Origin of the sequence: Streptomyces sp. NPDC001728, assembly GCF_040297565.1 — a bacterium.
Classification (GTDB): Bacteria; Actinomycetota; Actinomycetes; order Streptomycetales; family Streptomycetaceae; genus Streptomyces.
The window spans coordinates 11705-36717 of the sequence record NZ_JBEOZK010000036.1; the positions used below are offsets into that span (position 1 = coordinate 11705).

The 25013-nt window shown below is 72.6% G+C and carries 19 protein-coding genes; 10 read left to right on the forward strand and 9 right to left on the reverse strand.

Annotated features, from left to right (window positions below; translation table 11 throughout):
- Nucleotides 1–60: 60 nt before the first annotated feature.
- The 3 genes from ABT154_RS33120 to ABT154_RS33130 form a co-directional block, all read right to left on the reverse strand.
- Nucleotides 61–1602, reverse strand: a complete 1542-nt coding sequence (locus tag ABT154_RS33120) for a DUF5719 family protein (protein WP_351861975.1) — start codon at nt 1600–1602, stop codon at nt 61–63.
- The gene (locus ABT154_RS33125; protein WP_351861977.1) at nt 1599–5351 is read right to left on the reverse strand and encodes a glycosyltransferase family 2 protein; all 3753 of its coding nucleotides are present in this window, start codon (nt 5349–5351) and stop codon (nt 1599–1601) included. Before ABT154_RS33125 ends, ABT154_RS33120 begins: the two co-directional genes overlap by 4 nt.
- Before the next feature lie 263 nt (nt 5352–5614).
- Complete coding sequence (locus tag ABT154_RS33130; RefSeq protein ID WP_015033978.1) at nt 5615–5878, reverse strand: WhiB family transcriptional regulator; 264 nt, start codon at nt 5876–5878, stop codon at nt 5615–5617.
- Between the two features lie 641 nt (nt 5879–6519).
- On the opposite strand from ABT154_RS33130, the gene ABT154_RS33135 reads away from it, so the two are divergent.
- From ABT154_RS33135 to ABT154_RS33150, 4 genes are all read left to right on the forward strand, one after another.
- The gene (locus ABT154_RS33135; RefSeq protein WP_351861979.1) at nt 6520–7083 is read left to right on the forward strand and encodes a cysteine dioxygenase; all 564 of its coding nucleotides are present in this window, start codon (nt 6520–6522) and stop codon (nt 7081–7083) included.
- A gap of 21 nt (nt 7084–7104) precedes the next feature.
- Nucleotides 7105–8061: a 2-phospho-L-lactate transferase gene (gene cofD / locus ABT154_RS33140; RefSeq protein ID WP_351861980.1), complete on the forward strand. Its 957-nt coding sequence runs from the start codon at nt 7105–7107 to the stop codon at nt 8059–8061.
- Nucleotides 8058–9365 carry a coenzyme F420-0:L-glutamate ligase gene (locus ABT154_RS33145; protein ID WP_351861982.1) on the forward strand — a complete coding sequence of 436 codons (1308 nt, stop codon included), beginning with the start codon at nt 8058–8060 and terminating at the stop codon, nt 9363–9365. The genes cofD and ABT154_RS33145 overlap by 4 nt, the downstream gene beginning before the upstream one ends.
- Before the next feature lie 151 nt (nt 9366–9516).
- Nucleotides 9517–10014, forward strand: coding sequence for a hypothetical protein (locus ABT154_RS33150; protein ID WP_351861984.1), 498 nt, complete (start codon nt 9517–9519; stop codon nt 10012–10014).
- Between the two features lie 19 nt (nt 10015–10033).
- On the opposite strand, the gene ABT154_RS33155 is transcribed toward ABT154_RS33150, so the two are convergent.
- The 3 genes from ABT154_RS33155 to ABT154_RS33165 form a co-directional block, all read right to left on the reverse strand.
- Complete coding sequence (locus ABT154_RS33155; protein ID WP_351861986.1) at nt 10034–11047, reverse strand: DNA-3-methyladenine glycosylase family protein; 1014 nt, start codon at nt 11045–11047, stop codon at nt 10034–10036.
- Between the two features lie 110 nt (nt 11048–11157).
- Entirely contained in the window at nt 11158–12240 is a 1083-nt protein-coding gene (gene manB, locus ABT154_RS33160; protein ID WP_351861988.1) for a mannose-1-phosphate guanylyltransferase, read from the reverse strand.
- Nucleotides 12241–12400: 160 nt separating this feature from the next.
- Complete coding sequence (locus ABT154_RS33165; protein ID WP_351861990.1) at nt 12401–14011, reverse strand: peptidoglycan recognition protein family protein; 1611 nt, start codon at nt 14009–14011, stop codon at nt 12401–12403.
- A 137-nt stretch (nt 14012–14148) separates the two neighbouring features.
- Here ABT154_RS33165 and ABT154_RS33170 point away from each other — a divergent pair, with 137 nt between their 5' ends.
- The 4 genes from ABT154_RS33170 (at nt 14149) to ABT154_RS33185 (ending at nt 20117) form a co-directional block, all read left to right on the forward strand.
- Complete coding sequence (locus ABT154_RS33170; protein WP_351861992.1) at nt 14149–14901, forward strand: TIGR03089 family protein; 753 nt, start codon at nt 14149–14151, stop codon at nt 14899–14901.
- A gap of 236 nt (nt 14902–15137) precedes the next feature.
- Nucleotides 15138–16328 (forward strand): LCP family protein, encoded by a 1191-nt coding sequence (locus ABT154_RS33175; RefSeq protein WP_351861994.1) that lies wholly within the window; start codon nt 15138–15140, stop codon nt 16326–16328.
- A gap of 256 nt (nt 16329–16584) precedes the next feature.
- Nucleotides 16585–18312 (forward strand): LCP family protein, encoded by a 1728-nt coding sequence (locus ABT154_RS33180; protein WP_351861996.1) that lies wholly within the window; start codon nt 16585–16587, stop codon nt 18310–18312.
- A gap of 50 nt (nt 18313–18362) precedes the next feature.
- The gene (locus ABT154_RS33185; protein WP_502969658.1) at nt 18363–20117 is read left to right on the forward strand and encodes an LCP family protein; all 1755 of its coding nucleotides are present in this window, start codon (nt 18363–18365) and stop codon (nt 20115–20117) included.
- A 79-nt stretch (nt 20118–20196) separates the two neighbouring features.
- Here the strand turns inward: ABT154_RS33185 and ABT154_RS33190 are convergent, their stop codons facing one another.
- The gene (locus ABT154_RS33190; RefSeq protein WP_502969659.1) at nt 20197–21267 is read right to left on the reverse strand and encodes a glycosyltransferase family 2 protein; all 1071 of its coding nucleotides are present in this window, start codon (nt 21265–21267) and stop codon (nt 20197–20199) included.
- Between the two features lie 61 nt (nt 21268–21328).
- On the opposite strand from ABT154_RS33190, the gene ABT154_RS33195 reads away from it, so the two are divergent.
- Nucleotides 21329–22849: an LCP family protein gene (locus ABT154_RS33195; protein WP_502969660.1), complete on the forward strand. Its 1521-nt coding sequence runs from the start codon at nt 21329–21331 to the stop codon at nt 22847–22849.
- Between the two features lie 36 nt (nt 22850–22885).
- Here ABT154_RS33195 and ABT154_RS33200 read toward each other — a convergent pair whose 3' ends face one another.
- Nucleotides 22886–23419: an acyl-CoA thioesterase gene (locus tag ABT154_RS33200; protein ID WP_317877820.1), complete on the reverse strand. Its 534-nt coding sequence runs from the start codon at nt 23417–23419 to the stop codon at nt 22886–22888.
- 130 nt (nt 23420–23549) lie between these two features.
- Between ABT154_RS33200 and ABT154_RS33205 the strand changes: the two genes are divergently transcribed.
- On the forward strand, nt 23550–24860 hold the full coding sequence (locus ABT154_RS33205; RefSeq protein ID WP_351862002.1) for an LCP family protein: 1311 nt from the start codon (nt 23550–23552) through the stop codon (nt 24858–24860).
- 57 nt (nt 24861–24917) lie between these two features.
- Here ABT154_RS33205 and ABT154_RS33210 read toward each other — a convergent pair.
- Nucleotides 24918–25013 (reverse strand): acyl-CoA dehydrogenase family protein (locus ABT154_RS33210; protein WP_157849844.1); only part of this gene is annotated, 96 nt, incomplete at its 5' end.

Consider the following 25013-nt stretch of genomic DNA (forward strand, 5'->3'; position numbering starts at 1 on the left):
TACGGGGCGGGCCCGGCCCACCCCTCCCGGTCGGGCACGTCGTACGGGGGCGGCCGTTCGTCAGTCCAGGACTCCGAGGTCCTGGCGGGCCGCCGGGACCTCCACCGTGCCCCGATCGTCGACGAACGTCTGGATCGTGAACATGGGGGTGCCGTCCAGCGGCAGCGCCAGGGTCCGCGACGCGTACACCTTGCCGCCCGAGACCGGTTCCACGGTCAGCGCGTAGGAGCCCTTGAGGCCCTCCGGGACCAGGTCGGTGACGGCCTGCGTCGTGCCCGCCTTGACCGTGACCGTCCTCGACACCGGCGTGCCCCCGCCCGAACCGGCCGAGGCCGTGACCTTGACCTGGGCCGCCGCGCCGGGCGCCGTCAGGGAGAGCGTGGAGCCCTTGGCCCGGTTGTCGGCGACCGTCGCGCGGGCGACGACCGGGGCCGTCGCCGGCAGGAACGCGATCTCGGTGTCCGCTCCCTTGCCGCGGACCACCCGGAGGGCGGCGACGACCGGCGTCGCCTTCTTCGGGTCGCTCGGGGTGAGCAGCAGCGAACCCGCCGAGCCCCGGGTGAGGCCCGGCAGGTCGACGAAGGACGTCATCCCGGACTTCACATGGAGGGTGTCGGTGCCGGCCGGGACGATCGTGCCGCTGGTGGTGGCCAGCTGGACCTTGAGGTCGGCGTCGTCGTCGCCGGGGACGAAGGCCACCAGGCGTACCGAGGTCGCGTCTCCCGGGATGCCGGGGAGCACGACGCTGCTCGCCGGGTCGGCGGCGGCCGGGAGCCAGTCGCTGCCGAGCTTCTCGTCGGCGGCGGCGATGGCGGCGCCGATCCGGCCGCTGCGGGTGCTGACGTGGACGGTGACGTCCTGCTGGGCCGCCTCGCCGGTGAGGGTGGGCAGGAGGACCGGGACCGTGGAGCGGGCGGGGACCGGGATGCCCTCGGTGAACTGGGACTTGAGCGCGCCCTCGGGGCCGTACAGCTCGATGTCGACGACGGCGGCCGTGTCGTCGGGGTTGGTGAGGTGGACGTAGTCCTGGCGTTCCTTGGCGGTGGAGGCGGCCGGGAACCAGAAGTCGGTGTCGGGGGCGCCGCAGCCGAGGCCGAGGAGGCCGCGCGCGCCGCCGGCCGGTACGACGGTGGTCTGCTGGACGGTCCAGCCGGGGGCGAGGGTGCCGGTCGCCGCGCCGGTCAGGGCGGGCACGGCGGAGCCGTCCGCCTCGGCGGTCACCGGCTTGCCCGGGGCGGTGACGGTGGCCGGGGCCTTGGGGGCCTTGGCCTTCTTGCCGCCCTTGGCGGTGCCGCCGGAGGTCGTCGTGTTCACGGCGGGCCGCAGCTGGGCGGTGGGCTGCTCGGTCTTCCCGGACCCGCCGCCCTTCGCCGCGCCCGTACCCGCGATCGTGCTCGGCGGGGTGTACGAGGTGTACAGGGTCTCGGCGACCTCCGAGGTGCTCGGCACCGGGCAGACCAGGCCGGCGCGCTGCACCGGCAGGCGGGTGGCGGCCTTGGCCTCGGGGGCCGCCGGGCCGTCCGGGGTGGTGAGGGAGGCGAAGCCGGTGACGGCGGCGAGGGCCGTGGCGCCCGCGATCAGGGAGAGGGTCGTGCGCTTCACTGGGTGCTGCTCCCGTCGGGACGCTGCTCGGGCTCGTGGCCCTGGGGGTATCCGTAGCCGTAGTTGTACGGGTCGTACCGCTGCGGGTCGTACGGGGGCTGCTGCCCGTCGTACGTCTGCTGCTGCTGTCCGTCGTACTGCTGGCCGTAACCGGCCTGCTGCTCGTAGGCGGGCTGGTCCCCGTACGGCTGCTGCTGGTCGTAGCCCTGCTGGGGGTACGCGTACGGCTGCTGCTGGTACGGGTCGGCCGTGTACTCCTGCTGACCCTGGTAGTAGCCCTGCTCGGCGTACGCCTGCTGATCCTGGGCCTGGCCCTGGGCCTGGGCGTACGCGGGGTCGTAGCCGTTGCCGTTGCCGTTGCCGTTGCCGTTGCCGTTGCCGTCCCACTCCTGGGGCTCGTACGACTGCTGCTCCGGGATCGGGGCCGGTTCCTGATCCGGCTGCTGTTCCTGTTCCTGGGCGGTCCCGGCTTCGGCCTCGGCCTCCGCCTCGGCGGCGGCGCGGAGCCGGCGGGCGCGGCGGCCGTCGCCCTCGGTCGCCTGGGCGGGGATGGCGAGCTCCTCCTCCGGCAGGTCGTCGTCGATCTCACGGCGCCGGCCGGGCAGGGCGAGCACGAGCAGGACGACGGCGAGTCCGACCTGGGCCCAGATCCACGCGGTGTGCGTGAGCGGCTGGTCGTACGTGAGGTCGAGGCGGCCTCCCTGGGCGGGGAGTTCGAAGCCCTGGGCCCAGCCGTCGACGGTGGTGCGGGTGAGTTCCCGGCCGTCGAGGGTGGCGGTCCAGCCCTCGTCGGCGCGGTCGGCGAGCCGCAGGACGCGGCCGGCGGGGCCGGCGGGGACCGTGGTGTGCGCCTCGACGGGGCCCGCGGCGACGGCGACCGGCTCGGATCCCTTGGCGGGCTCCGTCGTTCCCCCGGTCGTCTTGGCGGCCGGCGGGACGATCATCACGCGGGCGATCTCTCGGTCCACGCGCCAGAGCGCGCTGCCGTCGAGCTGGCTGAGGCGGCTGAGCCCGGGGGTGGAGTCGAGCACGCGGCTCATCTGGCGCGGCGCCCCGTCCCGCACGAGCACGTAGCGGATCGCGTAGCCGCTGAGTTCCTGCGTCTGGTCGGCGCCGGAGCCCGCGACCAGGTGGGCGACGACGTCGTCGAGGCGCGGGTCGCCCTCGGCCGCCGCCGTGAGTTCGGCGTCGCCGAGGCGGGCGCCGGAGCCGCGGACCAGGGTGTAGGCGACCTCGCCGGGCGCGCCCGCGCCGAGCACGAGGGTGCGGGGCTGGTCGCGGGTGGCGCTCTCCTCGGCGACGAAGGCCGGGACCTGGACCGGGTCGCGCCGGGTCAGCGGGCCGTCGGCGCCGCCGATCATCCAGCCGACGGCGGCGACGGCCGGGCCGAGGGCGCAGGCGAGGGCGATGAGGGCGGCGACGGGCTGGCGCCAGCCGAAGCCGTGGGCGGCGACGCGGGTGCGTCCGCCCTCGGCGCCGATCATGCCGGCGGCGATGAGGGCGGCGCCGTAGACGAGGGTGGCGGGTCCGGCCCAGCCGGTGCCGCCGGCGCCGTTGGACAGGGCGGCGAAGAGGAGGCCGGCGAGGGCGGCGGCCCAGGCGGCCCGGACGGCGAGCTGCCGCTCCTCGCGGAGCAGTCCGGCCAGGCCGGCGAGGACGAGACCGGCCAGCAGGAGGCCGCCGGTGGTGCCGGGGCCGCCGGGGCTGGTGCCGAGCAGGTCGAGCGCGGTGGCCGTGCCCGTACGGATGTCGAGGCCGGCCTCGCGCAGGAAGGCCGCGGGGTCGGTGAGGAGGGTGAGCGACCAGGGCGCGAGGACGAGCAGCGGGGTGCCGACGGCGGCGAGGAAGCGCAGGCCGTAGGCGGTGATGTCGGAGCGGCGCACGACGAGCACGCCGATGCCGAGGAGGACGGCGAGCGGCCAGACGACCGGGGTGAACGCGGTCGCGAAGGTCAGCAGGAAGGTGTACGCCCAGGTGGCGCGCCAGCTGCCCCGGTCGGGCCGGTTGAAGCCGTGGGCGGAGACGGCGGCGCGGGCCATCAGCGGGAGCAGGATCGCGAGGACGGCGGTGCCGAGCCGGCCGGTGGCGAGGGCCCCGGTGGCGGCGGGCAGGAAGGCGTAGGCGATGGCGCCCCAGGCGCGGAGCAGCCGGGACTCGACGATGCCCCGGGCGGCGAAGTACGCGGTGAAGCCGGCGAGCGGGACCGAGCAGACGAGCAGCAGGGTCAGCGCGGTGGAGGTGGAGCCGAGGAAGAGCGCGGAGAGCGCGGCGAGCACGGCGAGGTAGGGCGGGGCGGTCTGGGTGCCGCCGGTGCCGAGGGCGTGCCAGCTGTCGGCGTACCGCGACCAGAGGCCGGAGACGGTGTCGGGGGCGGGCAGCAGGGCGCCGCCCGCGAGGGAGCCGCCGGCGAAGAGGTTGCGGCAGGCGACGAGGGAGATGAGGAGCAGGAGGGCGAAGAGGACCGGGCCGGGCTTGCGGGCGATCTTCTTGAGCCGGGCGAACTGCTCGATCTCCAGGTAGTCGGCGTCGTCGCCGCCGGGGCCGGACTCGATGACGCCGTGGCGGGAGCCGCCGGACTCGGCCTCGGAGCCGCCGAAGTTGGCGGTGAACTGCTCGACGGCGGCGCGGACGGTGGCGCCGGGCGGCGGGAACAGCGGGCGGAGTTCGCTCGCGGGGACTTCGGGGTTCTTGCGGCGCTTGCGGGCGGCGAGGATCTTCTCGGGCCGCAGCAGGGTCGCGAGGAGGCCCATGACCTCGTCGACGGCCTGGCCGGGGACCTTGCCGACGAGGTAGGCGAGGGTGCGGAGCAGGGTGCTGAGGACGAGCCTGAGCAGGACGTACGGGAGGGCGGCACCCCGGGTGTTGGCGAGGAGGGTGTAGACGGCGCCGGCCTTGTCGACGCGGTGCGGGTTGGCGGCGGTCCGGCCGGCGCAGTCGACGGTGCGGCGCTCGCGGGCGGAGGCCTCGGCGTGCCGGAGGACGGCGTCGGGGGCGATGAGGACGCGGTGGCCGGCGGAGTGGGCGCGCCAGCACAGGTCGACGTCGTCGCGCATGAGGGGCAGCCGGCGGTCGAAGCCGCCGAGTTCCTCGAAGACGTCGCGGCGGACGAGCATGCCGGCGGTGGAGACGGAGAGGACGGAGCGGACCTGGTCGTGCTGGCCCTGGTCCTGCTCGCGGCGGTCGAGCCCGGTCCAGCGGCGACCGCTGCGGGCGATGGAGACGCCGGTCTCCAGGAGCTGCTTCCGGTCGTACCAGCCGCGCAGCTTGGGGCCGATGACGGCGGCGTCCGCGTCGGAGTCGGCGACGCGCAGGAGTTCGGCGAGGGCGCCGGGCTCGGGGGCGCAGTCGTCGTGGAGGAGCCAGAGCCACTGGACCGGTTCGCCGTGCGGGAGTTCGGGGAGGTCGTAGGCGCCGTCGTCCCAGGTGCGGCTGACGGGGTCCCAGCCGCTGGGGCGCTTCAGATAGGCCAGGTCCTCGGGTCCGAGCACGGGCGCGGTGCGCGCGGCCTCCTCGACGGCGGCGCCGAAGCCGGTGCGGCGCGCGAGGTGCAGGACGCGGTCGGCGCCGACGGCGTCGGCCAGGAGCTGCGCCGAGTCGTCGGCGCTGCCGGTGTCGGCCGCGACCACGTTCTGCACGGGGCGCTCCTGCGCGAGCAGCCCGGCGAGGGCGTCCGGCAGCCAGCGGGCGCCGTCGTGGGTGACGAGCACGGCGGTGACGACGTGTCGCGGAAACTCAGGAGTTGAGGACATCGAGCTACGGGCCCTCCGGCCGGGGTCGCCCGCGGGGGGCGTGGGGTGCGTCTCGGACGGAGGCCCACACTAACGGCTGTGCGCGGAGCGGTCCGACGCCCTGTGGACAGAGCGGGCGGAAGGGCTCCGGAAGGCTTTCCGTACAAAACAAGCAGAACGGTCCGCCACCTGTGGATGAAGCACAGGGGGCGGACCGTTCGCCTGGTCTGCCTGTCTCCGGTGTGCGCGCAGTGGCGCGCGGGGCCCGGCGGGTCTCCCGCCGTTCAGACGGCGGCCTTCTTCAGGCGGCGCCGCTCGCGCTCGGAGAGACCGCCCCAGATGCCGAAGCGCTCGTCGTTCTGCAAGGCGTATTCGAGGCATTCGGAGCGGACCTCGCAGGCGAGGCAGACCTTCTTGGCCTCGCGGGTCGAGCCGCCCTTCTCGGGGAAGAAGGACTCGGGATCGGTCTGGGCGCACAGCGCGCGCTCCTGCCAGCCGAGTTCTTCGTCCGCGTCCTCGACCAGCAGTTCCTGGAACAACTCGGTCATGTGCGCCCCTCGTCTGTTCTGTGCGTCCCCGTGGTCTTGCCGTTGCGAACCCGGCCGAACGACACGAGTGAAATTACAAGTTCGTGCTCTGCGCGAGTCAAGCGGAGATCTGCTATTGGGCCCCGTATTCACTCTGCGGAACCAAGCCTATGCGGAAAGTGTTCAAATCACCAAAAACGTGACACATGCCACCGACCTGGGTGCGCCGCGCGACCCTCACGAGAAAGGACGTCCGAGACTCGGATCCTGTTGCGATCCAGCCATGGAAGCGATCCGGATCACAGCCCGATCACGGACCGGCCATGTTTACGGGCGCGGTTGCAGCGCCATGTTGCCTGGTCCGAGTCTGAACAAACCTTTCTCCGAGCACTGTAACCGGATGAGGTGAAACATTGCCCCCAAATCGGGCATTGAGTTGACAGTCGGGTGCGCTTCCGGCCACCTTTGGTGGCATGCCAGCGACCACAGCGCCCGCCGCGACCCACAGCCGTGGGTTCCGCCGCGCTGTCCAGGCGCGCTGTTGCTGTTGCTGTTCCAGCTGTTGATGCCGTAGAGCTCCGGCTACTTCTCCCAGCGTCACTCGCGTCACCTCTCTTCCGTGACCCCACCGCTTCTGTTTCTGCTGAGGAACCTCCCCACCCATGAACATGGACAGCGACCTTCAGATCGCCGGCGACATCCTCGAGGTCCCGCACCTCCTCCAGCCCGAGCGCGCCCATCCCGAGACGGTGGCCGAGTTCGCCGGCCTCGCCCGCTCGATCGCCACCGACCGCGCCCAGTGGGCCCCGTACGTCGAGTACGACGCCACCACCCGCTGGTACCACCGGCTCCGCACCGGCCCCGGCTACGAGGTGTGGCTGCTCTCCTGGGTGCCGGGCCAGGGCAGCGGGCTCCACGACCACGGCCTCTCCTCCGGCGTGCTGACCGTCCTTGAGGGCGAGCTGACGGAGCGTACGGACCGGGGCGGGCGGACGCTGGCGCCGGGCGGGGAGCGGGTGTTCGCGCCCGGCTACGTCCACGAGGTCGTCAACGACTCCCTCGAACCGGCCGTCAGCCTGCACGTCTACTTCCCCGGCCTCACCGAGATGCCGATGCACGAGTCGCTGCGCGAGCAGTGCGCTCCGGTCGGGACGGAGGCGTCCGGCGCCTCCGCCGCCCTTGACGCGTCCGGCGCCCCGGCCGCCCCTGGGGTCGTCGTCGGCTGACCGCCTGACAGACTGCCGTCCATGCGCATTGTGGTTCTGGCCGGCGGCATCGGTGGTGCCCGTTTCCTTCGCGGCCTCAAGCAGGCCGCGCCTGACGCGGAGATCACGGTCATCGGCAACACCGGTGACGACATCCATCTCTTCGGGCTGAAGGTCTGCCCCGACCTGGACACGGTGATGTACACCCTCGGCGGTGGCATCAACGAGGAGCAGGGCTGGGGACGTACGGACGAGTCCTTCACCGTCAAGGAGGAGCTCGCGGCGTACGGGGTCGGACCCGAGTGGTTCGGCCTCGGCGACCGGGACTTCGCCACCCACATCGTCCGTACGCAGATGCTCGGCGCCGGCTACCCCCTGAGCGCCGTCACCGAGGCGCTGTGCGCCCGCTGGCAGCCCGGCGTACGCCTGCTGCCCATGTCCGACGACCGGGTCGAGACGCATGTGGCGATCGAGGTCGACGGCGAGCGGCGCGCGGTGCACTTCCAGGAGTACTGGGTGAAGCTGCGCGCCTCCGTGGACGCGAAGGCGATCGTGCCGGTCGGCGCCGAGGCCGCGAAGCCCGCGCCGGGCGTCCTGGAGGCCATCGCCGAGGCGGACGTCATCCTCTTCCCGCCGTCCAACCCCGTCGTCAGCGTCGGGACGATCCTCGCCGTGCCCGGCATCCGTGACGCCATCGTCGCGGCCGGGGCGCCCGTCGTGGGCCTCTCCCCCATCGTCGGGGACGCGCCCGTGCGCGGCATGGCCGACAAGGTCCTCGCGGCGGTCGGCGTGGAGTCCACGGCGGCGTCCGTCGCCGAGAACTACGGCTCCGAACTCGTCCACGGCTGGCTCGTCGACACCGTCGACGCGAGCGCGGTCGCGGCCGTCGAGGCGGCGGGCATCCGCTGCCGGGCGGTGCCGCTGATGATGACCGACGTCGAGGCGACCGCCGCGATGGCGCGGGAGGCCCTGGCGCTCGCCGAGGAGGTCCGCGGGTGACCGCCGTACCGCCCTCCTACCGTGTCTGGGCGCTGCCCGGACTGCCCGAGGTCGCGGCCGGTGACGACCTGGCCAAGCTGATCGCCTCCGTCTCGCCGGAACTCGTCGACGGGGACGTCCTCCTCGTCACGTCCAAGATCGTGAGCAAGGCCGAGGGGCGGGTGATCGCCGCCGACGACCGCGAGGAGGCCATCGACGCCGAGACGGTACGGGTGGTGGCCCGGCGCGGTCCGCTCCGGATCGTCGAGAACCGGCAGGGGCTCGTCATGGCCGCCGCCGGGGTCGACGCCTCCAACACCCCCGCCGGGACCGTGCTGCTGCTGCCCGAGGACCCCGACGCCTCGGCGCGCCGCATCCGTTCGGGGCTGCGCGAGGCGCTCGGTGTCGAGGTCGGCGTCGTCGTCACGGACACCTTCGGACGGCCCTGGCGCAGCGGACTCACCGATGTCGCGATCGGGGCGGCCGGGGTGCGGGTCCTCGACGACCTGCGCGGCGGGACCGACGCGTACGGCAATCCGCTGAGCGCGACCGTGGTCGCCACCGCCGACGAACTCGCCGCCGCCGGCGACCTGGTGAAGGGCAAGGCGAACGGCCTGCCTGTCGCCGTCGTCCGCGGACTGCCGCACGTGGTGGCCGGGGACGAGGAACCGGGGGCGCGGGCGCTGGTGCGCGGCGCCGCCGACGACATGTTCCGGCTCGGTACGTCGGAGGCCGTACGGGAGGCGGTGACGCTGCGCCGGACGGTACGGGAGTTCACCGACGAGCCGGTCGACCCGGGGGCGGTACGGCGTGCGGTCGCCGCGGCCGTGACCGCACCTGCCCCGCACCACACGACGCCGTGGCGGTTCGTGCTCCTGGAGTCCGCGGCCTCGCGGGTGCGGCTGCTCGACGCCATGCGGGACGCGTGGATCGCGGACCTGCGGCGGGACGGGAAGTCCGAGGAGTCCATCGCGAAGCGGGTCCGGCGCGGGGACGTCCTGCGCAACGCGCCCTACCTGGCCGTGCCCTGTCTGGTCATGGACGGCTCCCACCACTACGGCGACCCGCGCCGGGACGCCGCCGAGCGCGAGATGTTCGTGGTGGCGGCGGGCGCGGGCGTGCAGAACTTCCTGGTGGCGCTCGCCGGTGAGCGGCTGGGCTCGGCGTGGGTGTCCTCGACGATGTTCTGCCGGGACGTCGTACGGGAGGTCCTCGACCTGCCGGCCGGGTGGGACCCGCTGGGCGCGGTGGCCATCGGGCATGCGGCGGGGGCGCCCAGGGACCGGGCGGCGCGGTTGGCCTCGGAGTTCGTCGAGGTGCGCTGAGGGGGCGCGGGCTGGCTGCGACGCCCGGGCAGGCCGAAGGGCCTGGTCCCGGGCGGGGGCGGGCAACTGTCCTGCCGTCTCGGCCAAGTGCGACAGGGGGGCCATGTCCACGTCCAACACCTCGAATCTCAGGTGCCGCATCGTCTGCGCCATGCCGGTCTCCCCGAAGAAGCTCGTCCTCGTCCGTGCCGGGCGGCCGGCGCACCGCGCCTGCCGCCCGGTGACGGGGGTGCCCGTCACGGTCGCCGCAGCCGCTGCCGCCGCGGCGGCGGCTCCGAAGCCCGCGAAGCCGATGAGCCGGGGCGAGATGCCGCGCAGGATCGAGCAGTTGCGCAAGCGGGACGCGCAGAGGTCGGGGGCGGCCTCGAAGCTGACGGCGGCGAAGGGGACGGCGGCGAAGGGGACGGCACCGGCCAAGGCCGGGAGGCCGGTGGCCGCGAAGAAGGCGGCTGCCAAGAAGGTGGCCGGGAAGCCGGTGCCGGTGAAGAAGGCGGTCGCGAAGAAGGCGGTCACCGAGCGGGCGTCCTCCGCGGGGCGGAGTCGGGGGCGGTCCGGGGTCTCCCCCGCCGCGCGGCCCCAGCCGTACTACGGCGTGGAGATGAAGTCGATCGGCGGCCGGTGGGTGCAGATGCACCCGGATTCCGAGTAGCGGTAGCGGCCCCGTACCGCTAGATCCCGGTGATGTCGCCCGGCGTCATCCGCGGTGCCCTGCGGGGCGGGACCCGGCCGCTGAGGAGGATGAGGCGGGCCGCGCGGTGGCGTTGGCCCGCGTACGGGGCCAGCAGGTCCAGCATCGCCTCGTCGTCGGCCGTACGGTCGCCCGCGAGGGCCCAGCCGACGATGCCCGGGAGGTGCAGGTCGCCGGTGGTGACCTCGTCGGGGGCTCCGTTGCTGCGCTGGATGGTCTCGGCGCTCGTCCAGGGGCCGATGCCCGGGATCAGTTCCAGGCGCGCGCGTGCCGCCGGCGGGTCCATGCGCGCGGCCTCCTCCAGTCGGGCCGCCACCCTCGCCGCGCGGACGATCGTGGCCGCGCGTTTGCCGTCGACGTTGGCGCGGTGCCACTCCCAGGACGGAATCCGCGTCCACGCGCGCGCGTCCGGCATGACGTGCATGCCGTCCGGTGCCGGGCCCGGGGCCGGCTCGCCGTACTTCCGTACGAGCAGCCGCCACGACCCGTAGGCCTCGTTCGTCGTGACCTTCTGCTCCAGGACCGACGGGATCAGCGACTCGAGGACCAGGCCGGTGCGGGTGAGGCGCAGGCCCGGGCGGCGGCGGTGGGTCGCCAGGAGCAGCTTGTGGCGGGGGACGAAGGCGGCCGGGTCGTCCTCGGCACCGAGGAGCGCCGGGAGGCGGTCCAGGAGCCAGGCGGCTCCCGGGCCCCACGCCTCCGACTCCGCACCCGTACCGGTCGCACGGATCCGGAGCGTGCCGGGGCCCTCGGGGGTGCGGCTGGCCCGCCAGACGGAGCCGTCGGGGGTCACGCGGAAGGTGGGGTCGGCGGGGCCGCGGCGGAGGGGGCCGAGGATGAGGCCGAGGTCCAGGGGGGCGGCCTCGGTGAGGTTCTCGTCATCGGCGAGGTCTTCCGTGGGCGCCGCGTCCATGACGGGGACGGGGACCGGGACCGGGGTGTGGCCGCCGCGGACCGTGGTGCGGGTGAGTTCGAGGGGGAAGCGGCCGGCCATGGTATGAGCGTAGCCCGGTGGGCCTGCGCGCCGCCCTCAGCGGGGGGGGCGCAGGCACGCAGCGGGGCCGGCGCGGGGGCGCGCCGGCCCGGGCGGGCGGGGTGCGCGGGTTACTGGTCCGACGAGAAGCGGACCGAGGCCGCCGGGAGGGTCGCGTCGCACCAGACGCGGACACCGTCCCTCAGTTCGTTGTCGGCGCCGACCTGCGCCCCGTCGCCGATGACCGCGCCCGTGAGGACCGTGCGCGCCCCGATGCGCGCGCCCGCGCCGATCAGGGAGTCGGTGATCACCGCGCCCGCTTCGACGACCGCGCCCGCGAGCAGCGTGGAGCCGGAGATGCGGGCGCCCTCGCCGACCACCGCGTCCGCGCCGACGACCGTACCGCCGGTCAGCTTGGCGTCCGGGGCGACGCGGGCCGTCGGCAGGACCAGGCGGTCGCCGCAGCGGCCCGGGACCGCCGGGCTGGGCGCGCGGCCCAGGACCAGGTCCGCGGAGCCGCGTACGAAGGCCTGCGGGGTGCCGAGGTCCAGCCAGTACGTGGAGTCGACCATGCCCTGGAGGTGGGCCCCGGAGGACAGGAGCTCCGGGAAGGTCTCGCGCTCGACCGACACCGGGCGGCCGGTCGGGATCGAGTCGATCACCGAGCGCTTGAAGACGTACGCGCCCGCGTTGATCTGGTCGGTGACGATCTCCTCGGGCGTCTGCGGCTTCTCCAGGAAGGCCGTGACGCGGCCGGTGGCGTCCGTGGGGACCAGGCCGAAGGCGCGCGGGTCCTCGACCCGGGTGAGGTGCAGCGAGACGTCCGCGCCGGAGGAGGAGTGGGTGGCCACGAGGGCCTGGATGTCGAGGCCCGTGAGGATGTCCCCGTTGAAGATGAGGACCGGTTCGTCGGGGCCCGAGCGCAGCCGGGAGGCCACGTTGCGTATCGCGCCGCCGGTGCCGAGCGGTTCCTCCTCGGTCACGTACTCCAGGCTCAGGCCGAGGGCCGAGCCGTCACCGAAGTGCGGCTCGAAGACCTCGGCGAGGTAGGAGGTGGCGAGCACGATGTGCTCGACGCCGGCGGCGCGGGCACGGGCCAGCTGGTGCGTCAGGAAGGGGACGCCCGCCGCCGGGACCATGGGTTTGGGCGTGTTGACCGTGAGCGGTCGCAGCCGTGTTCCCTTGCCACCGACCAGGAGGATCGCTTCTGTCACCTTGTCGTCTCTGCTTCCTGTTCGGGGCTCGGTCAGCTCGCCCGGCTCGGTCGTCCGTGCGATATGACCGGTCAGTTTATGCAGATGGTTGCCCCGATGGCCCCATCCGCGACCTCATCCCGCCTTCCCCGGTGCCGTCCCCGGCGCCTTCCCCGGCACCTCAGGGCCTTCCCTGGTACTTCGCCGAGCTCGCGCGGGCGGTTCCGAGCTTGCCGTACAGGCGTGCGCCGGGGCACTCCGTGGCGAATCCGTCACGGTGTCCGGCGATGGCGTTGAACCGGACCTTCGTGCCCTTCTTGTACAGGTTTCCGCCGCCCGAGACGAGGTACGAGGTCCCCTTCGGGTTCACCCCGTGGAGCCCGAGCTTCCAGGCCGTGAGGCGGGCCACGGCGGTCACCACGGCGGCGGGCGGGTTGGAACGGGTGAACGTGCCGAGGACGGCGATGCCCATGCTGTTCGTGTTGAACCCGAGGGTGTGCGCACCGAGGACGGGCTTGGCCACGCCGCCCGCCCGGCCCTCGTAGATGTTCCCGCACTTGTCGACGGCGAAGTTGTAGCCGAAGTCCCGCCACCCGCTGCTCTTGACGTGGTAGCGGTAGATGCTGCGCAGGACGGAGGGGGCCTGGCCGCAGGTGTAGTTGTTGCCGGTCGCGCTGTGGTGCACGAAGGCCGCCTTGATGGTGCTCGTGTAGACGAAGCCCCTCTCGCGGAGCCCCTCGTCCGCGCCCCAGCCCTTGCGCGTGATGATCTTGGGCCGGGGGCCGATGAACGGCTTCGAGGCCGCCACGCCGGCTTGCGCCGACTGCGCTTCGGGAGCGGAGGGGGCCTTCACCTCCGCTGACATCGGCAGCGGGAGCGGGAGCGGCAGGTGCTGGACCGTCAGCTCCGTCGCCGCCTTCGACAGCGCCGGGATCCAGGCGGCGCCGTACGGGGCGAGCTGCGCGTTGACCGCGCTGGCGGCGGCCTCGGCGGCGCCGGCGACGGCCTGGGCGATCGGGGAGGGCGCGACGGAGAGGGCGGCGGCGCGGGTCACGGACGGGGCGCGGGCGGCCGTACGAGGCGCGGGGGCGCTCTCTGCCGCACCGGGCGCGTCGGCGGCGCCCTCGGCCGTACGAGGTGCCGGAGCGCCGTCAGCCGTACCCGGCGCGGCGGCGTCCTCCGTCGTACCCGGCGCGGCGGCGTCCTCCGTCGTGTCCAGCGGCGGTGTGGCCGCCGGGGCCTCCCCCGGGTCCACCAGTTCCAGCCGCAGCCCCGCCGGGAGCGTCTCCTCCCCCCGCACCCGGATCTCCACGCCGTCCGAGTCGCCGACCCACAGCGGGGCCGTGGAGCCCTTGAGCGCGCGGCCCTCGCCCTCGGCCGTGCCCGGGTCGGCGCCGTGCTCCTCGTTGTGGGTCTCGACGTCCTGCCACTCCGACCAGGCCCCGCCCCCGGTGGCCCGGGTGCGGACCTGCACGGAGCCGTGCAGGACGGCCTTCGGGTCGTCCCAGACGACGCCGACGAGCGAGAAGGGTCTGACGTCACGTCGGGTGAGTCCCTGCTCGCCCGAGCTTTCCGTCCCGCCGCCCAGGGCCCGTGACGCGCCGCCGAGCGGCGCCAGCGGCAGGGACTGGGTGGAACCGGGGAGTTCGGGTGCGGGTGGCTGCGCCGAGACCGCCGGTGGCAGTCCGAGCGCCGAGGGCACCACGGCCGCCGCGGGTACGGCGAGGGAGACCGGCAGGGCGAGGACCGCCGCGCAGGTGACGGCGATCGAGGAGGCGAGTGAGGCACGCATGGGCCGATCGTGCGTACCCGTGGGCCGTTCCGCTCGCCGGGAACCGGCCGGGAAACTGACGGCCCGTCGGGCCGACCGGTGGACGGCGTCACCGGTACGGCGGACCCGCGCACGGCCGTCCGCGTACGCTGTCGGGCGTGAACGCCAGCGACCGCACCCCCGCCGACCTGCTGCGATCCGCGCTCGCCGCGGACCCGGCCCGCCCCTTCGTCACCTTCTACGACGACGCCACCGGTGAGCGGGTGGAATTGTCCGTCGCCACCTTCGCCAATTGGGTGGCCAAGACGGCGAACCTGCTCCAGGGCGAACTGTCCGCCGAGCCGGGCGACCGGCTCGCGCTGCTGCTGCCCGCGCACTGGCAGACGGCCGTCTGGCTGCTGGCCTGCTCCTCCGTCGGGGTGACCGTGGAGATCGGCGGCGACCCGGCCGACGCGGACCTCGTCGTCGCGGGTCCCGACACGCTGGAGGCGGGCCTCGCCTGTTCCGGGGAGCGGATCGCGCTCTCGCTGGCACCGCTGGGCCGCCGGTTCCCCGTGGCGCCCGCCGGGTACGCGGACTACGCGGTCGAGGTGCCGAGCCAGGGCGACCGCTTCGCCCCGTTCGTGCCGGTCGATCCGGGCGCTCCGGCCCTCGTCGTCGACGGTACGGAACGCGACGGCGCGGGGCTCGTCGAGCGGGCGCACGCGGACGCGGCGACGCTCGGCCTGACCGTCGGCTCGCGACTGCTCTCGGGACTCGGGTACGGGGACTGGGAGGGGCTCTCGGCCGGTCTGTACGCACCCCTCGCGGCGGGTGCGTCGGTGGTCCTGTGCCGGAACCTGGACCGGCTCGCGCCCGAGGGCCTGGAGAAGCGGGTGGAGAGCGAGCGGGTGACCCACTCGGCTCTCTGAGCCGGCCCGGCCGCCCGCCGCCTCCGGCACAAGCCACCGCGCACCCGGGCGCCGGTTCACTCCCTCGTTCGGCCTAGCGCCGCGCCGGGTTCCCGCGTCCGTGTGCCCCGTCCGGTACATGATCGGCCGGGAGGAGTCGACTCCTTCCGCACAACCATGCCTCGGGTTCGGCCGTCTCCTTCTACGACCGGCTGCCGCCCGGCGCGCCGCCGACGCCATGAAGGACGGACTCAGACGTGACGGACCGCGCGGGCACGCCCGCCGAACCGGATCCCCCGGCAACGGAGGACGCGGCGCCCGGTGCTCCGGAGGCGCCGCGCCGACGCCACTGGCTGCGGTGGACCGCGCTCGGCGTCTCGTTCGTGGTGCTGGCCGCGGCCGGGGTCGGCTGGTGGTTCTACCGGAAGCTCGACGGCAACATCACCACGGACACCACCGCCGAGAGCGAACTGCGGAAGTACGAGAAGGAGCGTCCGCCGGCGGGCACCTCCGCCGCCCGGAACATCCTGCTCATCGGTTCGGACACCCGGTCGGGGGACGGGAACCGCAAGTACGGCAAGGACGTGGGCACCCAGCGCTCCGACACGACGATCCTGCTGCACCTCGCGGCGGGGAAGACGAGCGCGACCGCCGTCTCCCTCCCCCGCGACCTGATGGTGACGATCCCGAGCTGCCGCAAGCCCGACGGGACGCGGACCCGGGAGCAGTTCGCGCAGTTCAACTGGGCCTTCGAGTTCGGCGGTGCGGCCTGCTCGATCCGTACCGTCGAGAAGCTGACCGGGATCCGGGTGGACCACCACATGGTGATCGACTTCCGGGGCTTCAAGAAGATGGTGGACGCGGTCGACGGGGTCGAGGTCTGCCTCAAGGAGCCGGTGAACGACCCGGACGCGAAGCTGAAGCTGCCCGCGGGGCGCCAGACGCTCCACGGCGAGCAGGCCCTCGGTTTCGTACGGGCCAGGAAGTCGATCGGCGACGGCAGCGACACGGAACGCATGGACCGCCAGCAGCAGTTCCTCGGCGCCCTCGTCAACAAGGTGCAGAGCGACGGGGTGCTGCTGAACCCGACGAAGCTCTATCCGGTTCTTGACGCGGCCACCAAGTCCCTCACCACCGACCCGGGGCTCGACTCGCTGCGGGACCTGTACGACCTGGCGCGCTCGATGCGGGCGATCCCGACGGAGAAGGTGCAGTTCCTCACGGTGCCGCGCCGCTCCTACCGATACGACGCGAACCGGGATGAACTGGTACAGCCTGCGGCGAGTCAACTCTTCAAGCAGCTACGGGAGGACAAGCCCGTGGCGGTGACGCCGGGCGGCGAGAAGAAGCCTGGCCCGGACGGGAAACCGGACGACGCGGACACCCCGACGCCCGCCGCGACCCCGACGTTCACGGGGCGGAGCGCGGCGGAAGGCGTGTGCTCCTAGAGGGGGTCACGGAGGGTGCGGGTAAAGGGCGAACCAAGGGGAGGGTGGGGAGGGATGAGGTTTGAGCAAATTGCCCGCTTGTAAGGGGCGTGGAATTTGTCACGAGCGTCGCCCCACGCTGAACTGGGCCGATAGTGTGACGCGATCCGGTGCACCCCGACCGCGTGGTCGCACTCACCAAGGATCGAACGACCGAGAGAGCGGCGCCCTGTGGGGGAGGCGCCCCGCGTGGCACCGACGGAGGACTCGAGTAACCGTGGACGCGCACAGCCGTGGACGGGCGGACGAGATCGACCCCGCCGACCAGTGGGTCCTCAACCCGCGAACAGGTAACTACGAACTGCGACTGGACCACTCCGCTGGGCAGTCGCAGGCTCCGTCCGCCACCCGTAGATCCACCACACCCGTGCCCGCGCCCACCCCGGCCGAAACCCCGGTCGAGGCGCCCGTCCCCGGCCAGCGCCGCCGCCGGCTCGCCGACCAGGACGGCGAAGGCCAACAGCCCCCCGCGAGCCGCCGCAAGCGCAAGCAGGGCGCGTCCCGCAAGAAGAAGGTCCTGCTGTGGACCGGCGGCACGATGGCCCTCGTTCTCGTCGGCGGGGCGACGGGGGCGTATGTGCTCTACAAGAAGCTCGACGGCAACATCGCGGTCATCGACCCCATCGGCAACGAGAGCAAGGGCTTCCGCAAGGGCGAGGCCTTCAACGTCCTGATCATCGGCACCGACAAGCGGACCGGCGAGGGCAACGGCGGCTACGGCGACAAGAACAGCCCCGGCCACGCGGACACCACGATCCTCTTCCACGTCTCCAAGGACCGGACGAACGCCACGGCGCTCTCCATCCCGCGCGACCTGATGACGACGATCCCCGAGTGCCAGTCGCGGCAGAGCGACGGGAAGATCCTCACCATCCCCGGCCAGGAGAAGGCCCGCTTCAACGTGAGCCTCGGCCAGGACGGCCGCGACCCCGGCTGCACCATGCGCACGGTCAAGGAGCTGACCGGTCTGACCGTCGACCACTTCATGATGGTCGACTTCAACGCCGTCAAGGAACTGACCACCGCCGTCGGCGGCGTGAAGGTCTGCGTCGAGAAGCCCGTCGACGACCCGAAGTCGCACCTGAAACTGCCGGCCGGCGAATCGGTCATCGAGGGCGAGAAGGCACTCGCCTTCGTCCGTACCCGCTCCAGCTTCGGCAACAAGAGCGACCTCGACCGGATCAAGGTCCAGCAGCAGTTCCTCGGCTCCATGATCCGCCAGATGAAGTCGAACGAGACGCTCACCAGCCCGACGAAGCTGTACGACCTCGCCGAGGCGGCGACGAGCGCGCTCACCGTCGACAAGGGCATAGGGTCCCTCGGCAAACTGGAGGACATGGCCAAGGAGTTGGCCGGGATCGACACGAAGAACATCTCCTTCGCGACGCTCCCGGTCATCGACAACCCCGACGAGCCGAAGCCCATCACCGTGGTGCCGCATCCGACACAGGCACCGCAGCTCTTCGCCGCGCTCCAGGGCGACGTGTCGCTCACCGAGGTGAAGAAGAAGGAGCAGAGCGCCAAGAACGCCCAGGCTCAGGCCCAGGCGAAGCTCCTCCAGGGGACGCGCGCCGAGGCCTCCGCCGTACGCGTCGACGTCTACAACGGCAGCGGCATCCGGGGCGCGGCCCAGTCGACCATCAACTGGCTGCAGAACGAGCAGGGCGTCAACCGCTCCACCAACAAGAGCAACGCCCCCGAGAAGGCGGCGAAGACCACGCTCACCTACGCACCGAACCAGGCCGATCAGGCCCGCAAGCTCGCGGACATGATGGGTCTGCCGGCCACGGCGCTCAAGCCGGGCACGCAGGACGCCGGGGTACGCGAGCCCATGACGCTCGTCCTCGGCGCCGACTTCAAGGGCGCGGGGGTGCCCGTCACCGGCCCGGTGAAGGCGCCGGACGTCGAAAAAGTAGAAGCTGACAAGCAGGTGTGCGCCAAGTGACCCGGAAACACCGGGTCCTGGCGCGCTTCTGACTGACGAGGGGACCTGGGGTGGGACAGAACAGCGTGCGTGGGGAGGGAACACGGGGACGTGTTCCGCGCGCCCGTGAACTGGGCTGGGACGACGAGCTGTACGGCGCCGGTGAGGCCACCGGCGCCGGCGGCGAGACGCCCGACGAGTCCGAGGCGGCCGGCACACCGACCCGCGCCGAACGCAGGCGCGGCGAGGCGGCCGGCGGCGGGGCGACCGGGGCCGACAGCCGGGCGGGCCACCGCCGCGGCGGCTCCCGGCGTGCCAAGAAGGCCGGCAAGCGCAAGGTGCTGCGCTGGGTGGCGATCACGATGTCGGTGCTGATACTCGGCACGGCCGGCGCCGGATACCTGTACTACGAGCACCTCAACGGCAACATCCGCAGCGGCGGACGGGCCGGCGGCGAGAGCGGCGTGAAGAAGGCGGCGCCGAACGCGCTGGGCGACACCCCGCTGAACATCCTGCTGATCGGCTCGGACAGCCGGGAGGACGAGAAGAACATCGCCCTGGGCGGCGGCCGGAACGACAAGGACCGCAAGCCGCTCGCCGACGTGCAGATGCTGCTGCACGTCTCGGCGGACCGCGAGAACGCCTCGATCGTCTCCATACCCCGTGACACGGTCGTCCCGATCCCCAAGTGCAAGGACAAGAACGGCGAGACCTTCGCCGCCACGACCAACCGGCCGATCAACGAGAGCCTCCAGCGCGGCGGCCCCGGCTGCACCCTCACCACCTGGGAGAGCATCACCGGGGTCTACATCGACCACTGGCTGATGGTCGACTTCGCCGGCGTGGTGGCGATGGCCGACGAGGTCGGCGGCGTACCCGTCTGCGTCAAGACCGGCGTGTACGACAAGTCCACCGCCAGGGTCAAGGGCGGCTCCGGGCTGAAGCTGAGAGAGGGCACCACCGACGTCCAGGGCGAGCAGGCCCTCCAGTGGCTGCGGACCCGGCACGCTTTCGGCAGCGACCAGAACCGCGCCAAGGCCCAGCACATGTACCTCAACGGCATGATGAAGAAGCTCCAGAGCCAGAACGCGTGGACCGACACCGGGCGGCTCACGGGGCTGGCCGAGACCGCCACGAACGCGCTTCAGGTCTCCGACGAGCTCAAGAGCGTGAAGAAGCTCTTCGACCTGGCGATGCAGCTCAAGAACGTGAAGATCGACCGCCTCACCACGGCGACGGTCCCGACGGCGCCCTATCCGGCGAACAGGGACGCGTGGCTGGAGATGGTCCCGTCGTCGGCCGACAAGATGTGGACGATGCTCCGTGACGACGTCGCCCTCGACAAGAACGGAGGCAAGGCCGCCAAGCCGAAGGCGACCGTCTCCGCGAAGCCCAAGACGCCTGCGGAGGCCCCCGGTTCCCTCGCCGTGACCGTCGTGAACGGCACCGACGGCGACGGCCAGGCCGCCACCGAGGGCCGCGCCCGCACGATCACCGAGGTCCTCCGGGGCAAGGGCTTCACCCGGGCCGAGTCCTTCAAGGAGGGCAGCGGCCGCAAGGACACCCTGCTCAGCTACCCCAAGGCGGACGGCGACCAGGGCAAGGCGAACGCCCTGTCGGTGGCCAAGGCGCTGGGGCTGCCGGACTCGGCCGTCCACGCCTCCGCCGAGGCGCAGGGCCTCACGCTCGTCATCGGATCGGACTGGCGCGAGGGCAACACGTTCAAGAGGCCGACGACCGTCGCGGGCGATCTGCCCGACGGCGCCGACGACAAGTCGTCCTGCATGGACGTCTACTCGGTCTACCGGTGGGACGGCAAGAGCTGACCGCTCCTCCCCCGCACACGGCGACGGCCGGACCCCTCGGGGTCCGGCCGTCGCCGTGTCGCGGCTCGTGCGCGGGGGCTCAGACCGTCTCGGTCTCGCCCGCTCGTACCGCCGGGCGGCGGCTCGCGATGACGCGCTTCGCCAGGGAGCGGGGGCTCGTCAGGAAGCCGTAGCCCCAGGACATGTGCATCGTCGCCAGGGCCACCGGGATCTGGAGGCGGGCCTTCAGCGGGAGGCCCTTGCCCGCGGGGAGCGAGCCGGCCGTGATCGCGGCGAGGTAGCCCGCCGGGATCACGAAGCCGAGCGGGGTGAGGACGGCGCCCACGACCAGGCCGGCGACGATCGCGCAGACGGCGACCGGCGGGGCCAGGTAGCGGAGGTTGATGGAGCCCTGGTGGTAGCGGGCCACCACGTGCCGCCAACGGCCGTAGTCCTTGTACTGCTTGGCGAGGGCCTTCACCGAGGGCCTCGGGCGGTACTGGACGCGCAGCTCCGGCGAGAACCAGATCAGACCGCCGGCCTCGCGGATGCGGAAGTTCAGCTCCCAGTCCTGGGCGCGGATGAACTCGACGTTGTAGCCGCCCTGCTGTTCGAGGGCCTCGCGGCGGAAGACGCCCAGATAGACCGTTTCCGCCGGGCCCGCCCCGCCGCCCGTGTGGAAGGCCGCGTTGCCGACGCCGATCTTCGAGGTCATCGCGGCGGCGACCGCGTCCTCCCAGGCGTTCTCGCCCTCGGCGTGCATCACACCGCCGACGTTCTGCGCGCCGGTCTCCTCCAGGAGCCGGACGGCGGTGGCGATGTAGTTCGGGGAGAGCATGCCGTGGCCGTCGACGCGTACCACGATCGGGTGACGCGAGGCCTTGATCGCGGCGTTGAGGGCGGCGGGCGTACGGCCCGTCGGGTTCGGCACCGTATGGACGCGGGGGTCTTCGCGGACGAGCTCGGCGGCGATCTCGTCGGTGCGGTCCGTGGACGGCCCGAGCGCGATCACCACCTCCATCTCACCGTCGTACTCCTGCTCCAGGATGTGACGAACGGAGGTGCGCAGGTACCGCTCCTCGTTGAGGACCGGCATGATCACGGAGACGGGGCGCATGGTTCCTCGGGGGTTCGGGGGTCGTCCCCCGGAGACGGCATTATTGCCCGCCACGTTACCGCGAACGGGGGACAGCGGGCGCGCCGCACGGGTGGTGCTCCCTTGCGCTGATCGTATGGGCCTACCGTTCTCACGGTTCCCTTTGTCACACCCGCGGAGGTGTCCGTCCGTGCCCGCACCGCCCCGCACGCCCCGTCCCCGGCCCGCCGCCCGCCGCGTACCGGTCCGTCGGCGGCGGAGGCGCCCCCGGTGGGGGATGCGGATGGCGACGGCGCTCTCCGTGACGGTGCTCGCCGCCGGCGGGATCGGGCATGCCGTGGTCACCGGTCTGGACACCGGGATCACCCGGGTCGACCCCTTCAAGGACATGAAGAACCGGCCGCGGGGCGGGAACGGGATGAACGTGCTCGTCGTCGGCACCGACGGCCGCGACCGGATCACCCCCGAGGAGAAGGCGAAGTACCGGCTCGGCGGCGCTCCCTGCCACTGCACCGACACCGTGATGCTCGTGCACATCTCGGAGGACCGGGAGCGGGCGAGCGTGGTGAGCCTGCCCCGTGACTCGTACGCCGAGATGCCCGAGCACACCGACCTGACCACCGGGAAGAAGCACCACGCCCATCCGGTGAAGCTGAACGCGGCGTACGCCGAGGGCGGGCCGGCGCTGACCGTACGGACCGTCGAGTCCATGACCGGCGTCAAGATCGACCACTATCTGGAGGTCGACTTCACCAGCTTCATGCGGACCGTGGACGCGGTCGGCGGGGTGCAGATCTGCACGACCCGGCCGCTGAAGGACTCGTACACCGGGCTCGACCTGCCCGCCGGCACCCATGAGCTGGACGGCGGCCAGGCCCTCCAGTACGTACGCTCCCGGCACATCGACGGGGCCGCCGACATCGGGCGGATGCAACGGCAGCAGCGCTTCCTCGCCGCGCTGATCGAGCGGACGACCAGCGGCGGGGTGCTGCTCAACCCGGTGCGGTTCCGCGAGGTGGCCACGACGCTGCTGAGTTCGGTGCGGGCCGACGAGGAGTTCGGTACGGACCAGCTCCTCGCCCTCGCCAAGGCGATGCACGGCTTCACCCCGGCGTCCTCGGAGTTCGTGTCCGTGCCGATCGGGGACATGAGCTTCCCCGTGAAGGGCATCGGCTCGACGGTGAAGTGGGACGCGGCGAAGGCGCAGAAGCTGTTCCAGGCGCTCCGCGACGACCGCCCGCTGGCCGCGGCCGGGCCCGCGTCCTCCTCGAAGGCCCCGAAGGCGGTCGTCGTGGACGTGGCGCCCCGCACGGTCCGCGTGCAGGTCTACAACGGGACCCGGACGGACGGGCTCGGCCGCAAGGTGGACGACGCGCTGCGCGGCACCGGTTTCGACACCACCCGGAGCCCGATGACCGGGGCCGGGCAGGAGCGGGCGCGGACGCTCATCGAGTACGACCCGCGCTGGGACCGCTCGGCGAAGTCCCTCGCGGCGGCCCTGCCGGGGGCGGAGCTGCGGGCGGTGGCGGGCCGGGGCGGGACGCTGCGGGTGACGGCGGGCGCGGACTACAAGGGGGTACGGGCGGTCCGGGCGGAGGAAGCGGGGCGCACGGGGCCGTTCGAGGCGGTCACCGGGGACCGGGTGGTGTGCCCGTGAGCGTGAGCCCCTGAGCTGCCGGTCCCTTGTGGGCCCTCAGTCCTCGTAGCCCTCGGCCGCCCGGCGCTCGCGCAGTTCCTTGATCGCCTGGCGGCGGGCCAGACGGTGGGTGCGGCGGATCTGGGCCTCCTGGTTGCGGCGCTTGTCCTGCTCCGTCTCCGGGAGGACCTGGGGGACCTGCCGCGGCTTGCCGTCCGCGTCGACGGCGGCGAAGACGAGATAGGCGGAGCCGACCTGGGTGGCGGGCGTGGACTCGTTCCAGCGCTCGGCCAGGACCCGTACGCCGACCTCCATGGAGGACCGGCCGGTCCAGTTGACCTGGGCCTTCACATGCAGCAGGTCGCCGACGCGGACCGGCTCCAGGAAGACCATCTCGTCCATCGAGGCGGTCACGGCCGGCCCGCCCGAGTGGCGGCCCGCGACGGCGCCCGCCGCGTCGTCCACCAGCTTCATGATCACGCCGCCGTGCACCGTACCGAGGAGGTTGGTGTCGTGGCTCGTCATGATGTGGCTGAGGGTGGTGCGGGAGGCGGAGGTGGGCTTGCCCGCGATATCGCCCTGATCTGTCATGCCCTCCACCATATGCCGGGTCCTGGGGCGGTCGCCGTTCGGTCCCTTTTGCATCAGCTTGGCAACAGCACCGGTCCTATCTTCCACCCGGACTGTCGCCCGGAAAGCCCTGCCCGGCACACTGGTCCACATGAATGACTGGCCCGAAGACGGCGGCTACGGCCGTGGCAACGCGAACTCCCAGCCCGAGGGACCTCGCCGCATGAGCCATGTGCAGCGCCCTCAGGTTCCGCAGCAGCCGCCGCGCCAGGGCTACGACCAGCGCCAGGGGCAGGGGCAGGGCTACGGCCAGGGCCAGGGTCAGGGCTACAACCCGAACTTCACCCAGGCTCAGGGCGCGGGCTACGACTCCGGTTACAGCTCGGGCCAGGTCTACGGCGGCCAGCAGGGCGGAGGGCACGGCTCGGTGCCCCCGCAGTACGCGCCGGGCCCCGGCGCCGGCGGTCCCGGGCGGCCCGCCCCGGACTGGCGCAAGCGCATCAAGGTCGGCTCGATCGTCCTCGTCGTGGCCGTCCTCGCCTGGGGCGTCGGCACCTACGCCTGGGCCAGCTCGCAGATGCGCAACGAGGTCGACCTGTCCAAGGTCATCGAGCGGCCGGCCGAGGGCGACTGCACCACGTACCTGATCGTCGGTTCGGACAGCCGCGAGGGCATGTCCGCCGAGGACAAGAAGAAGCTGCACACCGGCTCCGCCGAGGGCAAGCGGACCGACTCGATGATGATCCTCGCGGCCTGCTCCAGCGGGAACACGATGGTCTCGCTCCCCCGTGACTCCTGGGTGACGATCCCCAGCTTCGTCGGCTCCGAGTCGGGCAAGGCGTACCCGGCGCGCGGCGGCTCCAAGCTGAACGCGGCGTACGCGATGGACGGTCCCGAACTGCTCGTACGGACCGTCGAGTTCAACACCGGCCTGCGCATCGACCACTACGCCGAGATCGGCTTCGCCGGCTTCGCGAACATCGTGGACGCGCTCGGCGGTGTCGAGCTGGACATCGACAAGGGCTTCAAGGACAAGAAGTCCGGCGCCGACTTCCAGGCGGGCACCCAGACCCTCAACGGCGAGCAGGCCCTGGCCTTCGTCCGGACCCGGTACGCCTTCGCGCAGTCGGACCTCCAGCGGACGAAGAACCAGCAGAAGTTCCTCTCCGCCCTGGCCAACCAGGCGGCGACGCCGGGCACGATCCTCAACCCGTTCGCGCTCTACCCGACGCTCGGCGCCGGTCTGGACACGCTGATCGTGGACAAGGACATGTCGCTGTACGACCTCGGCAAGATGTTCTTCGCGATGAAGGGCATCAACAGCGGCGACGGCAAGTCCATGAACATGCCGCTCGCGGGCAGCGCGCCGCAGAACTCCCTCAAGTGGGACATGCCGAAGGTGAAGCAGCTCGTCGAGCAGATCAAGAACGACGAGAAGGTCACGGTCGAGTCGGACCGCTGAGCCTTGGCCGTACGAGAAAGGGCGCCTTCCCGGCCGGGAAGGCGCCCTCTTTCGTCGTTACGGGAGGTTGCGGGCCATGACGATGCGCTGGACCTGGTTGGTGCCTTCGTAGATCTGGGTGATCTTGGCGTCGCGCATCATGCGCTCGACGGG

What these genes read in the sequence shown, in the direction of transcription:
- ABT154_RS33195 (WP_502969660.1), top strand. Translation starts at nt 21,329, where the DNA reads ATGGGCCTACCGTTCTCACGGTTCCCTTTGTCACACCCGCGGAGGTGT.
- ABT154_RS33150 (WP_351861984.1), top strand. Translation starts at nt 9,517, where the DNA reads ATGCCGGTCTCCCCGAAGAAGCTCGTCCTCGTCCGTGCCGGGCGGCCG.
- ABT154_RS33205 (WP_351862002.1), top strand. Translation starts at nt 23,550, where the DNA reads ATGAATGACTGGCCCGAAGACGGCGGCTACGGCCGTGGCAACGCGAAC.
- cofD (WP_351861980.1), top strand. Translation starts at nt 7,105, where the DNA reads ATGCGCATTGTGGTTCTGGCCGGCGGCATCGGTGGTGCCCGTTTCCTT.
- ABT154_RS33155 (WP_351861986.1), bottom strand. Translation starts at nt 11,047, where the DNA reads ATGGCCGGCCGCTTCCCCCTCGAACTCACCCGCACCACGGTCCGCGGC.
- ABT154_RS33200 (WP_317877820.1), bottom strand. Translation starts at nt 23,419, where the DNA reads ATGACAGATCAGGGCGATATCGCGGGCAAGCCCACCTCCGCCTCCCGC.
- ABT154_RS33135 (WP_351861979.1), top strand. Translation starts at nt 6,520, where the DNA reads ATGAACATGGACAGCGACCTTCAGATCGCCGGCGACATCCTCGAGGTC.
- ABT154_RS33125 (WP_351861977.1), bottom strand. Translation starts at nt 5,351, where the DNA reads ATGTCCTCAACTCCTGAGTTTCCGCGACACGTCGTCACCGCCGTGCTC.
- ABT154_RS33130 (WP_015033978.1), bottom strand. Translation starts at nt 5,878, where the DNA reads ATGACCGAGTTGTTCCAGGAACTGCTGGTCGAGGACGCGGACGAAGAA.
- ABT154_RS33165 (WP_351861990.1), bottom strand. Translation starts at nt 14,011, where the DNA reads ATGCGTGCCTCACTCGCCTCCTCGATCGCCGTCACCTGCGCGGCGGTC.